Annotated in this window: 12 protein-coding genes and 2 pseudogenes; 9 read left to right on the top strand and 5 right to left on the bottom strand. The window is 70.4% G+C overall.

The annotated features are described in order from the left end of the window. Positions 1-186: 186 nt before the first annotated feature. Together ACFC96_RS43160 and ACFC96_RS43165 are read left to right on the top strand one after the other, a co-directional pair. Complete coding sequence (locus ACFC96_RS43160) at positions 187-1,071, top strand: LLM class F420-dependent oxidoreductase (RefSeq protein ID WP_376252219.1); 885 nt, start codon at positions 187-189, stop codon at positions 1,069-1,071. 125 nt (positions 1,072-1,196) lie between these two features. Continuing rightward, a pseudogene (locus ACFC96_RS43165) lies at positions 1,197-1,310 on the top strand (dihydrofolate reductase family protein); the annotation flags it as partial. A 189-nt stretch (positions 1,311-1,499) separates the two neighbouring features. Here ACFC96_RS43165 and ACFC96_RS43170 read toward each other — a convergent pair. After that, positions 1,500-3,722: an NADP-dependent isocitrate dehydrogenase gene (locus ACFC96_RS43170; RefSeq protein ID WP_376617994.1), complete on the bottom strand. Its 2,223-nt coding sequence runs from the start codon at positions 3,720-3,722 to the stop codon at positions 1,500-1,502. Between the two features lie 227 nt (positions 3,723-3,949). On the opposite strand from ACFC96_RS43170, the gene ACFC96_RS43175 reads away from it, so the two are divergent. The 4 genes from ACFC96_RS43175 to ACFC96_RS43190 all read left to right on the top strand — a co-directional run bounded on the left by ACFC96_RS43175 (position 3,950) and on the right by ACFC96_RS43190 (position 6,919). Then, the gene (locus ACFC96_RS43175) at positions 3,950-4,432 is read left to right on the top strand and encodes an Lrp/AsnC family transcriptional regulator (protein WP_375997313.1); all 483 of its coding nucleotides are present in this window, start codon (positions 3,950-3,952) and stop codon (positions 4,430-4,432) included. 25 nt (positions 4,433-4,457) lie between these two features. Beyond that, positions 4,458-5,156, top strand: coding sequence for an HAD family hydrolase (locus tag ACFC96_RS43180; RefSeq protein WP_376617996.1), 699 nt, complete (start codon positions 4,458-4,460; stop codon positions 5,154-5,156). A 130-nt stretch (positions 5,157-5,286) separates the two neighbouring features. Next, positions 5,287-5,883, top strand: a complete 597-nt coding sequence (locus ACFC96_RS43185; protein ID WP_376618009.1) for a transcriptional regulator — start codon at positions 5,287-5,289, stop codon at positions 5,881-5,883. Between the two features lie 58 nt (positions 5,884-5,941). Beyond that, entirely contained in the window at positions 5,942-6,919 is a 978-nt protein-coding gene (locus ACFC96_RS43190; protein WP_376617998.1) for a threo-3-hydroxy-L-aspartate ammonia-lyase, read from the top strand. A 64-nt stretch (positions 6,920-6,983) separates the two neighbouring features. Here ACFC96_RS43190 and ACFC96_RS43195 read toward each other — a convergent pair whose 3' ends face one another. Both ACFC96_RS43195 and ACFC96_RS43200 read right to left on the bottom strand, forming a co-directional pair. After that, on the bottom strand, positions 6,984-7,628 hold the full coding sequence (locus ACFC96_RS43195) for a hypothetical protein (RefSeq protein WP_376618000.1): 645 nt from the start codon (positions 7,626-7,628) through the stop codon (positions 6,984-6,986). A 71-nt stretch (positions 7,629-7,699) separates the two neighbouring features. Beyond that, positions 7,700-8,791: a chemotaxis protein gene (locus ACFC96_RS43200; protein ID WP_376252200.1), complete on the bottom strand. Its 1,092-nt coding sequence runs from the start codon at positions 8,789-8,791 to the stop codon at positions 7,700-7,702. 185 nt (positions 8,792-8,976) lie between these two features. Between ACFC96_RS43200 and ACFC96_RS43205 the strand changes: the two genes are divergently transcribed. Together ACFC96_RS43205 and ACFC96_RS43210 are read left to right on the top strand one after the other, a co-directional pair. Continuing rightward, positions 8,977-10,437: a basic amino acid/polyamine antiporter gene (locus ACFC96_RS43205; protein ID WP_376252199.1), complete on the top strand. Its 1,461-nt coding sequence runs from the start codon at positions 8,977-8,979 to the stop codon at positions 10,435-10,437. A gap of 40 nt (positions 10,438-10,477) precedes the next feature. Beyond that, positions 10,478-11,740, top strand: a complete 1,263-nt coding sequence (locus ACFC96_RS43210; RefSeq protein WP_376618002.1) for an arginine deiminase — start codon at positions 10,478-10,480, stop codon at positions 11,738-11,740. A gap of 86 nt (positions 11,741-11,826) precedes the next feature. Here the strand turns inward: ACFC96_RS43210 and ACFC96_RS43215 are convergent, their stop codons facing one another. Then, entirely contained in the window at positions 11,827-12,240 is a 414-nt protein-coding gene (locus ACFC96_RS43215) for a Zn-ribbon domain-containing OB-fold protein (protein WP_376618003.1), read from the bottom strand. A 132-nt stretch (positions 12,241-12,372) separates the two neighbouring features. Beyond that, positions 12,373-13,077, bottom strand: coding sequence for a TetR family transcriptional regulator (locus tag ACFC96_RS43220; protein WP_376618005.1), 705 nt, complete (start codon positions 13,075-13,077; stop codon positions 12,373-12,375). A 106-nt stretch (positions 13,078-13,183) separates the two neighbouring features. Between ACFC96_RS43220 and ACFC96_RS43225 the strand changes: the two are divergent. Then, positions 13,184-13,266: pseudogene (locus ACFC96_RS43225) on the top strand (electron transfer flavoprotein subunit beta); the annotation flags it as partial.

The following is a 13,266-nucleotide window of genomic DNA, read 5'->3' on the forward strand; positions in this document are numbered from 1 at the left end:
GCGCGGCGTTGCGCGCGGCGTTGCGCGCGGCGTTGCGCGCGGCGTTGCGCGCGGCGTTGCGCGCGGCGTTGCGCGCGGCGTTGCGCGCGGCGTTGCGCGCGGCGTTGCGGTGCGGGAATACAAGATCGACCACGAGGGTTGCGGCAGACGTCGGACAGTGATCCACCTGGCAGCGGGAGACTAGTCATGAGCTTCAGCGACAGCGGCACGCAGACATCCGCGATCGGCAGGTACGGCCTGTGGAACACCGGGCTGCGCGACCCGGACCCCGCCCGCGCCGCCGAACTGGCCGAAACCGCCGCGGAGTTGGAGCAGCTCGGCTACGGCGCGCTCTGGCTCGGCGGCAGCAGTGGCATCGAACACGCCGCCCCACTGATCGAGGCCACCTCGAAGATCACCGTCGCGACCGGCATCCTCAGCATCTGGCAGCACGAGGCACGGGAGACCGCCGACGGCTGGGCCGCCCTGGAGGCCGCCCGCCCCGGCCGGTTCCTGCTCGGCCTCGGCGTCAGCCACGCGAAGCTCACCGCGCAGTACAAGCGTCCGTACGGCGCCATGGTCGACTACCTCGACGCACTGGACGCCGCGGGGGTCCCGGCCGACCGCCGCGTGCTGGCCGCGCTCGGCCCGCGCATGCTGGAGCTCTCCCGGGACCGTGCCGCCGGCGCCCACCCGTATCTGGTCACCCCGGAGCACACCGCTCAGGCCCGTGCGACGCTCGGCCAGGGACCGCTGCTCGCGCCGGAGTTCACGGTGGTCCTGGAGGCCGACCCGGACCGCGCCCGGGCGACCGCCCGCGAGACGCTCGCGCTCTATCTGCAGCTGGCCAACTACACCAACAGCTGGCTGCGTCTCGGATTCACCGAGGACGACTTCGCGAACGGCGGCAGCGACCGGCTCGTCGACGCCCTCTTCGGCTGGGGTGACGAGCAGCGGGTGCGCGAGCGGATCGACGCCTTCCTGGACGCGGGCGCGGACCACGTCGCCGTCCAGGTGCTGTCCCCGGGCGAGGACCGGGCCGGCCTGCCCCGGGAGCAGTGGCGGCGGCTGGCGGCGGCACTGGAGCTCTGAGTCCGGTGGGGTGAAATCCTCGCGTGTACTCCAGGACGCTGGAGCACGCCGACCGGAACACGACGATCGTGCCTGACGTCGTCGTGGAGGACGTCCTGGCGCTGGAGAACCAGCCCGGCGGGAACATGGCCCTGGGCGGGGCCGATCTCGCGGCGTCCTTCCTGGAGCACGACCTGGTCGACGAGTTCCGCGTGTACGTCCAACCGGTGCTGCTCGGGGGCCGGAAGCCGCTGTTCCCGGCGCCGGGCCGCAGGGTCCCGCTCCGGCTGGTGGAGAGCCGGAGGTTCGGGAGCGGGGTCGAGCTGCTGCGCTGCCGGCGCTCCTCGGAGGCTGCCGCGCAGTCACCCGCACCCCGGACACGGGACCGCCCCGGTCGGCTGGTGCCGACCGGGGCGGAACGCGTCACACCGGAGTGCTGCCCGAAGTGCTCAGGCGAGCGACGCGATGGCCTGGTTGAACGTGGCGGACGGACGCATGACCGCCGCGGCCTTGACGGCGTCGGGCTGGTAGTAGCCGCCGATGTCGGCCGGGTTGCCCTGGACCGCGATCAGCTCGTCGACGATCGTCTGCTCCTGCTCGCCGAGGGTCTTGGCGAGCGACGCGAACGCCTCGGCGAGCTGGGCGTCGTCGGTCTGCTTGGCCAGCTCCTGCGCCCAGTACAGGGCGAGGTAGAAGTGGCTGCCGCGGTTGTCGATGCCGCCCAGCTTGCGGCTCGGCGACTTGTCCTCGTTGAGGAAGGTGCCGGTCGCGCGGTCGAGGGTCTCGCCCAGGACCTTGGCGCGGGCGTTGCCCGTGGTGGTCGCGAGGTGCTCGAAGGAGACGGCGAGGGCGAGGAACTCACCGAGGCTGTCCCAGCGCAGGTAGTCCTCCTTGACGAGCTGCTGGACGTGCTTCGGGGCGGAGCCGCCGGCGCCCGTCTCGAACAGACCGCCGCCGTTCATCAGCGGGACGACGGAGAGCATCTTCGCGCTCGTGCCCAGCTCGAGGATCGGGAAGAGGTCGGTCAGGTAGTCGCGCAGGACGTTGCCGGTGACGGAGATGGTGTCCTCGCCGCGGCGGATGCGCTCCAGGGAGAACGCGGTGGCCTCGACCGGCGACATGATCTCGATCTGGAGACCGTCCGTGTCGTGGTCGGCCAGGTAGGTCTTGACCTTCTCGATGAGCGTCGCGTCGTGCGCGCGGCCCTCGTCGAGCCAGAACACGGCCGGGTTGCCGGTCGCGCGGGCGCGCGTGACGGCGAGCTTGACCCAGTCCTGGATCGGCAGGTCCTTGGTCTGGCAGGCGCGGAAGATGTCGCCCTCGGCGACCTCCTGCTCCAGGACCACGTTGCCCGCGGCGTCCACGAGGCGGACGGTGCCCGCGGTCCGGATCTCGAAGGTCTTGTCGTGGCTGCCGTACTCCTCGGCCTTCTGCGCCATGAGGCCGACGTTCGGCACCGAGCCCATCGTGGACGGGTCGAAGGCGCCGTTGGCGCGGCAGTCGTCGATGACGACCTGGTAGACGCCGGAGTAGCTGCTGTCGGGCAGCACCGCGAGGGTGTCGGCCTCTTCGCCGTCCGGGCCCCACATGTGGCCGGAGGTACGGATCATCGCCGGCATGGACGCGTCGACGATGACGTCGGACGGCACGTGCAGGTTGGTGATGCCCTTGTCGGAGTCGACCATGGCGAGGGCGGGGCCCTCGGCGATCTCGGCCTCGAAGGACGCCTTGATCTCGGCGCCCAGGTGGGGCACGGAGTCCAGGCCCTTGAGGATGGTGCCGAGGCCGTCGTTCGGGGACAGGCCGGCGGCGACGAGCGCCTCGCCGTACTTCGCGAACGTCTTCGGGAAGAAGGCGCGCACGACGTGGCCGAAGATGATCGGGTCGGAGACCTTCATCATCGTGGCCTTGAGGTGCACGGAGAACAGGACGCCCTCGGCCTTGGCCTTGGCGATCTGCGCCGTGAGGAACTCGCGCAGCGCGGCGACACGCAGGACGGAGGCGTCGACGACCTCGCCGGCGAGGACCGGTACGGACTCGCGCAGGACGGTGGTGGTGCCGTCGGCGGCCGCCAGCTCGATGCGCAGGGTGCCGGGCTCGGCGATGACCGTGGACTTCTCGGTGGAACGGAAGTCGTTGACGCCCATGGTGGCGACGTTGGTCTTCGACTCCGGCGTCCACTTGCCCATGCGGTGGGGGTGCGCCTTGGCGTAGTTCTTGACCGACGCGGGGGCGCGGCGGTCGGAGTTGCCCTCGCGCAGGACCGGGTTGACGGCGCTGCCCTTGACCTTGTCGTAACGGGCGCGGACGTCCTTGTCCTCGTCGCTCTTCGGGTCGTCCGGGTAGTCCGGCAGCGCGTAGCCCTGGCCCTGCAGCTCGGCGATGGCCGCCTTCAGCTGCGGGATGGAGGCCGAGATGTTCGGCAGCTTGATGATGTTCGCGCCGGGCGTCTTGGCCAGCTCGCCGAGCTCGGCGAGCGCGTCGTCGATGCGCTGGCCCTCCTCGAGGCGCTCCGGGAAGCTGGCGATGATCCGCCCGGCCAGCGAGATGTCGCGGCTCTCCACACTGACGCCGGCGGTCGAGGCGTAGGCCTCGACCACGGGCAGGAACGAATACGTCGCGAGGGCCGGGGCCTCGTCGGTGTGCGTATAGATGATGGTCGAGTCAGTCACCGGGTGCTCCGCTCCACGTCTGCAACATTGCTCGACATCAAGATATCTCGTGACCGACCCCCTCTCGACAGGACCCCGCACCGGATCCCGAACCGGATCCCGGGCGCTCCCCCGCCGTGACCCTCCGGAGCATGGCGATTCACGCACTGGCCCGCACAATCCCGGATCCACTGGACCATTGGTACAGTCGTCCGGCGATCACCGCCCCGCGAAGGAGGCCGCAGCCGATGGCCGTGGACGAGTTGGACACCCGCATCCTGCGCCTCCTGCTGGAGCAGCCGCGTACGAGTGTGCGCGAGTACGCCCGCATCCTCGGCGTGGCCCGCGGCACGCTCCAGGCGCGGCTCGACCGGCTGGAGCGCGACGGCGTGATCACCGGCACCGGCCCGGCCCTCTCCCCCACGGCGCTCGGGCACCCGGTCCTCGCGTTCGTCCACATCGAGGTCACGCAGGGCCATCTCGAAGACGTGGGCGACGCGCTCGCCGGCGTGCCGGAGATCATCGAGGCCTTCTCGATCACCGGCGGCGGAGACCTCCTGGCCCGCGTGGCGGCCCGCGACAACGGCCACCTGGAGGACATCATCCAGCAGCTCAACCGGCTGCCCGGCGTCGTCCGCACCCGCACGGAGGTCGCGCTGCGCGAGCGGGTGCCGCACCGGGTCCTGCCGCTGGTCGAGGCGATCGGCCGGGCCGTCGCCGAGCGCCGGTGACCGCGCCCTTGGCATCCTGGAGCACATGAGCACCCTGGGCAGCACAGCCGTCGTCCTCGACCTCGACGGAACCCTCGTGGACAGCGAGCCGAACTATTTCGAGGCGTGCCGGCGCACCCTCGCCGAGCACGGCGTCGCGGACTTCACCTGGCGGGAACACGAGTCGTACGTCGGCATCAGCACCCAGGAGACCGTCGGGATCCTGCGTCACAAGTACGGCATCCAGGCCTCGGGGGAGGCGCTGCTCACGGAGATGAACACCCGCTATCTGGCGCTCGCGCGCGCCGGAACGCCGGTCTATCCGCAGATGCGGAAGTTCGTGGAGCGGCTGCACGACGAGGGGGTCCCGATGGCCGTCGCGTCCGGCTCGTCACCCGAGGCCATCGACGCGATCCTGTCGGGTACGGGCCTGGCCGGGCAGCTCAGGATCTACGTCTCGGCGGACGAGGTGACCCACGGCAAGCCCGCGCCCGACGTGTTCCTGGAGGCGGCGCGCAGGCTCGGCGCGATGCCCGCCCACTGCACGGTGGTGGAGGACGCGATCCCGGGAGCCGCGGCCGCGTACGCCGCGGGGATGCGCTGCATCGCGATCCCGTACGTGGCCGCGCAGGCCGACGATCCCGCGTTCGCCACGGCGGGGCTGCTGTTCCGGGGCGGGCAGCGGGAGTTCACGTCCGAGGCCGCGTACGACTGGCTGGCGAGGACGACGCCTGGGCGCACCTGACCACGCGCACGGGCGCACACTCCGTGCGGCGATCGATCTCCCGCCCTCCCCACGACCATGGATCTCTCTGGACGAACAGTCCAGATCTTTATAAACTGTCAGCATGTCCGAATCCGGTCACACCCATCTCATGGAGCAGCTCCAGCAGGTCGCCAAGGGGCTCGCGGCCACGTTCGCACCGTTCTGCGAGGTCGTCGTGCACGATCTCGACGACCCGGACCACGCGATCGTCGCCATCGAGAACAACCTGTCGGGCCGCCGCGTGGGCGACCCCGCCACCGAACTCGGGCTCGCACGGCTGGCCGACGCCGCGTACCCGCAGGTCGTGGCGAACTATCCGAACCGGTTCGCGGACGGCCGCCGGGTCAAGAGCACGTCGATCGGCATCAAGGACGAGCGGGGCCACTACGCCGGCGCGCTCTGCCTGAACATCGACATGACCGTCTTCGACGGCATCGGCACCGTGCTCGACCACTTCGGCCGCTCCGACGGCTCCGCGGCCCCCGCCGAGTCGCTCGACCCGGCGGGCGGCGACGCCATCCGCGCCCGCATCGACGCGTTCGCCGCCGACCGCGCGACCACGCCCCGCGCCCTGCGGACGCCCCAACGCCGGGAACTCGTAAGGGAGTTGAAGGCCCAGGGCTTCATGGAAGTACGCCGGTCGGCGGGCATCGTCGCCGACCACCTGGGTGTGTCGAGGGCGACGGTGTACGCGGATGCCAAATGAGCGGATGCCGCCTGCCCGGACGCCCCATGAGCAGCCGCCAACTGAGAGGAAGTCCCCCATGGCCGACCTGACACCGACCGACCTGCCCACCTACGAGGACGTCGTGCGCGCGCACGAGCGCGTCGCCCCGCACGCTCACCGCACCCCCGTGCTCACCTCGCGTCTCACCGACGCCGAACTCGGCGCCTCCCTCCACTTCAAGTGCGAGAACTTCCAGCGCATGGGCGCCTTCAAGTTCCGGGGCGCGTTCAACGCGCTGTCCAGGTTCTCCCCGGAGCAGCGCCGGGCCGGCGTCGTCGCCTACTCGTCCGGCAACCACGCGCAGGCCGTGGCCCTGTCCGCCGCCATCCTGGACATGCCGGCGACCATCGTCATGCCGCACGACGCGCCCGCGGCCAAGCTGGCCGCCACCAAGGGATACGGCGCGGAGGTCGTGATGTACGACCGCTACTCGGAGAACGTCGAGGAGATCGGGCACCGGGTCGCCGCCGAGCGGGGCCTGACGTTGATCCCGCCGTACGACCACCCGGATGTGATGGCGGGTCAGGGCACGGCGGCCAAGGAGCTGTTCGAGGAGGTCGGTGAACTCGACGCGCTGTTCGTGCCGTTGGGCGGCGGCGGGCTGCTCTCCGGGTCGATCCTCGCGGCCCGCGCCCTGTCCCCGGGCTGCGCGGTCTACGGCGTCGAGCCCGAGGCGGGCGACGACGGCAGGCAGTCGCTGCGCGAGGGCCGCATCGTCGACATCGACACCCCGCAGACGATCGCGGACGGCGCGCAGACACGGCACCTGGGCAAGCACACCTTCCCCGTCATCAGGGACGGTGTCGACGACATCCTCACCGCGACGGACGACCAACTCGTCGAGTGCATGCGGATCTTCCACACCCGGATGAAGACCGTCGTCGAGCCGACGGGCTGCCTCGGCTTCGCCGCCGCGCGCTCCCTGGCCGGGCAGCTGCGCGGCCGCCGCGTCGGTGTGATCGTCAGCGGCGGCAACGTCGACGTCGAACGCTTCACGCAGTTGCTCCGGCCCTGAGGCGCTTCTCCGCAGCGCTGCGCTCTCGGCAGCGCTGCTCGGCGTCACCGGCGCCCGCTCGGCGTCAGTAGCGCTGCGCCTTGGCGACCTTCGCGGTCAGCTTCATCTCCGGGGGCTTGCGACTGATGGCGAGGGGCTGGGCCCGCTTGCCGGGGTCGAGGTTCTCCGCACCCACGTACCGGGTCTCGACGACCTTGCCGTCGGCGTCCTTGAAGTCGACCTGCACGGCGTAGGACGCCTTCTTGTCGGTGCTGTTGGTGATGTTGACGACGACGGCGAACACGCCGCCCGTCTGGGACCGCGGCTTGCCCGTGAGGGCGACGTCCGCCGTGGCGTTGCCCCGGCCCTCGACCTTCGCGAGTTCGCTGGCGGCCGCGGCGTTGGCCCGTTCCACCTCGGCCGACACGGACGCCTCGAACTCGGAGGCCCTGGCCGAGGCGGAGCTCGCCGCCGCCGAGGCCTCCGCCTTCGCCGAGGCGATGGCCGACTTCGCGGCGGACGCCATCGCGGAGGGCGGGGTGCCGGAGAAGGACGCCGTATTGGGGGGTGTCGCGCGCGGGCTGACGCTCGACGAACTGTTGTTGCCGCTCTCCGTGCTGCACGACACGAGGGCCGCGGCGCTCGTCGCGGCGGCCAGCACCGCGAGGGCGGCCGTCATGGACCGCCGCCGGCGCGGCGCTGGCTTCTTCCCGGGGGAACCGGCACTCATTCAGACGTCTCCTTGAATCTCTCCGAAAGCTCTGGCTCTCTCCGGCACCTCCGACAGGGGCCCCGGCGAGGTCAATAACGCATGATTCCGACGATTCCCGTCCCCTCCGGGAGGGTTCCGTCGGGGACGAAGCGCACCTCGGCGCCCATCTCCAGGGCCCGTTCGACGATCTCGTCGACGATGTCGTCGTGGGCGTCCAGGTCTCCGGGCTCGGCCGGAACCAGGTGGTCACCGTCCTGCCGGACGGTGGTACGGAAGTGCTCCTCGACGACGAGTACGCGGACCCGTCCGGCGGCGACGTGCTCCCACACCTCGTCCACGCCCGCGGCGAACTCCTTCCAGCCACGGGCACGCTCGATGTCCGCCACGGTGGCGGCCACGCTCTGCTCCTCCTGTGCGGTGACGGCGGGCCCCACCGCCTCGCGCACCGCTTCGGCGCCGGCGTTCGCGAGCCCGCCATGGGGCACGGGGACGGCGTGCTCGGTGGCGGTTCCTACCTCGTTGAGCAGGGTGACGGCCGCCTGCTCACCGGCGACGTACAGCCGCGCCGTCGGAGCCAGGGCCTCGCCGAGCGCCGTGTCGACCTGCCGCAGGAACTGGCGGGTCCGCTCGTCGCGGTAGGTGCTCGGGAGATCCCCGATGCGCTCCTTGCGCTCGGCGTCGGGGTCGTCGAGGCTCCTGGTCAGCGGGAATCCCGCGGTGTGCTGCTCCACGAGGCGTCGCGCGTCGCCCCTCCACAGCGCGGCGCGGTCCGCGGAGACCGCGAGGACCCAGTAGGGCTGTTCGGCGGTGTACGCGGCGACGAGATTGCGGGTCAGATACGTGTCCGCGAGGACGACCCGTTCGGGGACGGTGCGCGGCAGCGACCACACGTGGTGCTCGCCCGGCGAGGCGAAGATCGCCAGACCGTCCTCGGCGTGGTCGAGGTCGATCTCCGCGAGCGCCAGATCCAGCTGCCCGAGGACGTCCTGGCGGCGCTCCGGGGTCACCGCGGGGTCGGCCTCCAGCTCCTTGGCCGCGTCGGCGAGCAGATTGCGCAGCCGGATGGGGTCCTGCGCGTTGTCCGGCTTGCGCCGGTGCGTGGGCACGAGGACCGACACTGCCGGATAGTGCCGGGGCCGGCGCAGCGACGCGAGCACGGCAGGTGTCAGTTCGGGCTGCATGGGAGCGCCTTTCCGGAGGCGTGAGGCGTCACAAAGCCTCCTCGATGCACGATATGCCCCACATTCCGGTTCGGCGCGCGGCGCTACTCCCCTTGCGCTCCCGACACCCCCAAGGGGACATACCTGACATTTTGTGAATATGGTCGTGCCCTGTCGGTTCCAACGCCCCACGGCCAGAGGAAGACATGACGCAGGCAGAAGGCTCCCTCGCCGCCGACCAGCCCGAGCAGTCACCCGCGGCCAAACTGACCCTGCTCACCCTGACGACGATGGTCGTCGGATCCATGGTCGGTGCCGGCGTCTTCTCCCTGCCGAGCCGCTTCGCGCAGGAGACCGGCGTGGCCGGCGCCCTGATCGCGTGGGCCATCGCCGGCACCGGCATGCTGATGCTCGCCTTCGTCTTCCAGAAGCTCGCCGTCCGCAGGCCCGACCTGGACGCCGGCGTGTACGCGTACGCCAAGGCCGGGTTCGGCGAATATCTGGGCTTCTTCTCGGCGTTCGGCTACTGGGCCAGCGCCTGCGTCGGCAATGTGACGTACTGGGTGCTGATCATGTCGACCATCGGCGCGATCGCCCCCGCCCTCGGCGACGGCGACACCGCGCCGGCGATCGTCCTTTCCTCCGCAGGACTGTGGGCGTTCTTCTTCCTCATCCGGCGGGGCGTCAAGGAAGCCGCCACGATCAACCGCATCGTCACCGTCGCGAAGGTCGTGCCGATCCTCGTCTTCGTCCTGCTGGCCCTGTTCTGCCTCAAACCGCATGTCTTCGCGGAGAACTTCGGCGGCGCCGACTACGCGGGCTCACTGTTCCATCAGGTCAGAGGGACGATGCTGGCCACGGTCTTCGTGTTCCTCGGCGTCGAGGGCGCGAGCGTCTACTCCCGCCACGCCAAACGCCGCGAGGATGTCGGACGCGCGACCGTGCTGGGTTTCCTGAGCGTCTTCGCCGTCTTCGCCTCCGTCACGATCGTGTCGTACGGCATCCTGCCGATGGGCGAGATCGCCGAGCTGCGCCAGCCGTCCATGGCGGGCGTCCTGGAGGAGGCCGTCGGCACCTGGGGGAAGGTGTTCGTCAGCGTCGGCCTCATCATCTCCGTGCTCGGCGCCTATCTCGCGTGGACGCTGATGGCGGCCGAGGTCCTCCTCGTCGCCGCGAGGGACAGCGACATGCCGCGGTTCCTGGCCCGCACGAGCCACGCCGACGTTCCGGTGCCCGCACTCGTGATGACCACGGCCCTCTCCCAGATCGTCCTGGTCATCACCTCGTTCTCGGACGACGCGTTCAACTTCGCGCTCGATCTGACGAGCGCCCTGTCGCTGATCCCGTTCCTGCTGGCCGCCGCGTTCGCCCTGAAGATCGCGCTGCGGCCGGACGCACTCACGGTCGGGGCCCACGGCTCACACGGCGAAGTCGTCGTGGCGGGCATCGCGACCGTCTACACGGCCTTCCTCCTCTACGCGGCCGGGATGAAGTTCGTCCTGGTGTCCTTCATCATCTACGCGCCCGCCACGATCCTCTTCGTGATGGCCCGCCGCGAACAGGGCCGACGCCTGTTCTCCCCCGCCGAACTCGTCATCCTCGCGGTGTCCGTGGCCGGAGCGGTCCTCGGTGTCATCGCCCTGGCGGCCGGCTGGATCAGCCTCTGACCGGCCCGCCCGTCGCAACGACTCTCTGGAAAGGCACATCGTGACCAGCAACGACACCACGGCCGAGCCGGCGCTCGGCGTCCATTCCGAGGTCGGCACCCTGCGCAAGGTCCTGGTCTGCGCGCCCGGCCTCGCCCACCGCAGGCTCACCCCGACCAACTCCGACGACCTCCTCTTCGACGACGTGATGTGGGTGGAGAACGCCCAGCGCGACCACGCCGACTTCGTCAACAAGCTGCGCGGACGCGGCGTCGACGTCGTCGAACTGCACGAACTCCTCACCGAGACCATGACGATCCCCGAGGCGAATGCCTGGCTCCTGGACCGCAAGATCGTCGCGAACGAGGTCGGCCTCGGCCTCATGGACGACACCCGGGCCTTCCTCGACGAGCTGAGCCCGCACCGTCTCACCGAGTATCTGATCGGCGGCCTGGCCACCACCGACCTGCCGGACGAGTTCCGCTCCGACTATGTCGCCCTGGTCCGCGAGTCGACGGGCGTACGCGAGTACCTGATGCCGCCCCTGCCCAACACCCTCTACACCCGTGACACGACCTGCTGGCTGTACGAAGGAGTCACCCTCAACCCGCTGTACTGGCCCGCACGCCACGACGAGACCCTGCTGATGAAGGCGATCTACACGTTCCACCCCGACTTCGCCGGTTCCACCGTGTGGTGGGGGGACCCCGAACGGGACTGGGGCCAGGCGACGTTCGAGGGCGGCGACATCATGCCCGTGGGCAACGGCGTCGTCCTGATGGGCATGAGCGAACGCACCTCACGCCAGGCGATCACGCAGGTGGCGGGCGCGCTGTTCGAGAACGGCGCGGCGGATCAGGTCATCGTCGCCGGCATGCCGAAGCTGCGCTCCGCCATGCACCTGGACACCGTCTTCACCTTCGCGGACCGTGACATCGTCACGCTCTATCCGGCCATCATGGACGCCGTCCACACCTTCACGCTGCGCCCCGGCGACGATCCGTCCGGCCTCCACATCACCGACGAGGGCACGCGCCCGTTCGTCGACGTCGTGGCGAAGGCGCTCGGCCTCGGCGCGCTGCGCGTGATCGAGACCGGCGGCGACGTCTACGCCTCCGAGCGCCAGCAGTGGGACAGCGGCAACAACGCCGTCGCGGTCGAGCCGGGCGTCGTCATCACGTACGACCGCAACACCCAGACGAACACGCTGCTGCGCAAGGCGGGCGTCGAGGTCATCACCATCGTCGGCGCGGAACTCGGCCGCGGCCGAGGCGGCGGGCACTGCATGACATGCCCGCTGATCCGGGACCCGGTCGACTTCTGACCTGCGCCGGGTGCGCCCGCCTCACCTGTCGTACGCGTACGGCCGCCCGGGGTTGCCGGGCCACCCGTCGTCGCCGTACGGCGGAGTCACTGCCATTCGGTGCGTCCGCCCGTGTCGCACAGCTCGAAGACCACTTCCCCCGCGTCAGGGTCGCTGCCGGCCACCGGGCGCACCCGCGCGCCGATCCACACCAGATTCGGGGCGGCACCGACGACACGGCACCGGAACACGAAGCCTTCGGGGAAACGGACGAGGGACTCGTTGCGCGCCGTCCCCGTGTACCGGTTCACGACGCTCGACTGCACGACGACGCCAAGGCCGTCGCTGTGCTCGGCCTGAAGATCGCTCGACGCGCACACCGGACACAGGAGCCGCCGGAACGAGGCGGTGCCGCACCATCGGCAGCGCTGGATCGTCAGGCCGGTCCCGTCGGTCCCGGTCGACGCGGTACGGGACACCTCGTGCCCGATCGGCGCGGTGTGGGTTGCTGTCTCGGACACGGCTCGGCCCCCTGCGCTCGGCTCTGATGCGCCGCACCTCGTGTCGGCGCCTCCGCACCGTATGGCACTGAGTTCCACGCTGTAAAGGTACTGAGTGCCAAATCAAGCCGGATTCACCTCCGGACCGAGCCCTCAGCCCTGCCCCAGCGCCGATTCGATCCGCTGCACGACCTGCCACATCGGGGCGCCTTTCGGGGCGACCATCACCACGACCTCGTCCTCGGCGGCGGGCAGGGCCGCACCCTGCTCCGCGCCGCTCCACACACCGCGCACCATCGCCAGAGCGTGGTCCACGGCCGCGTACGGGTCCCCCTCACCACCCGAACGGAGCCAGGCGCGAAGCCCGTTGTTATGGGCGGCGACAACGGACGCGGCGATCACCTCGGCCCGCAGCGCGCCGTCCCGCTCCCCCTCGAACCGCTCCCGCAGATAGCCCGCCAGCGTGCGCTCGTAGCGCCGCACCACCGACAGCTCGTACGTCCGCAGCCCCGGCACCTCGCGCGTGAGGCGGTAACGCTGCACGGAGAACTCGGGATTGGCCGCGTACATGCGCAGCACGAGGCGCGCCGCGTCGGAGACGGTTCCCACCGGGTCACCGCCGTCGGCCTCTTCGAGGAACGCCGTCATGTCGGCGAGGCAGCGCTCGTGATCCGGGAAGACCGCGTCCTCCTTGGAGGGGAAATACCGGAAGAACGACCTGCGCCCGACACCCGCACGGGCGACGATGTCGTCGACCGTGGTCTGCTCGAAACCCCGGTCGAGGAAGAGCTGGAACGCCGCCTCGGCGAGCACCTCGCGCATGGGCGCCTTCTTGGCCGGTCTGGTCGCCTCAGTCATGCCGGGAACGTAACACCGAAGCGGCCCCTCTGGCACCACGTACCTTGCCAGAGGGTACTGAGTGCCATAGTGTCGCTTTCAGGAACCAGAGGGCAGGAGAGCCGGCGTGAGCTTGAGGATCGTTGTCACCGTGAAGTATGTGCCGGACGCGACGGGGGACCGGCATTTCGCTGAGGACCTGACGGTGGA

Origin of the sequence: Streptomyces sp. NPDC055955, assembly GCF_042270245.1 — a bacterium.
Taxonomy (GTDB): Bacteria; Actinomycetota; Actinomycetes; order Streptomycetales; family Streptomycetaceae; genus Streptomyces.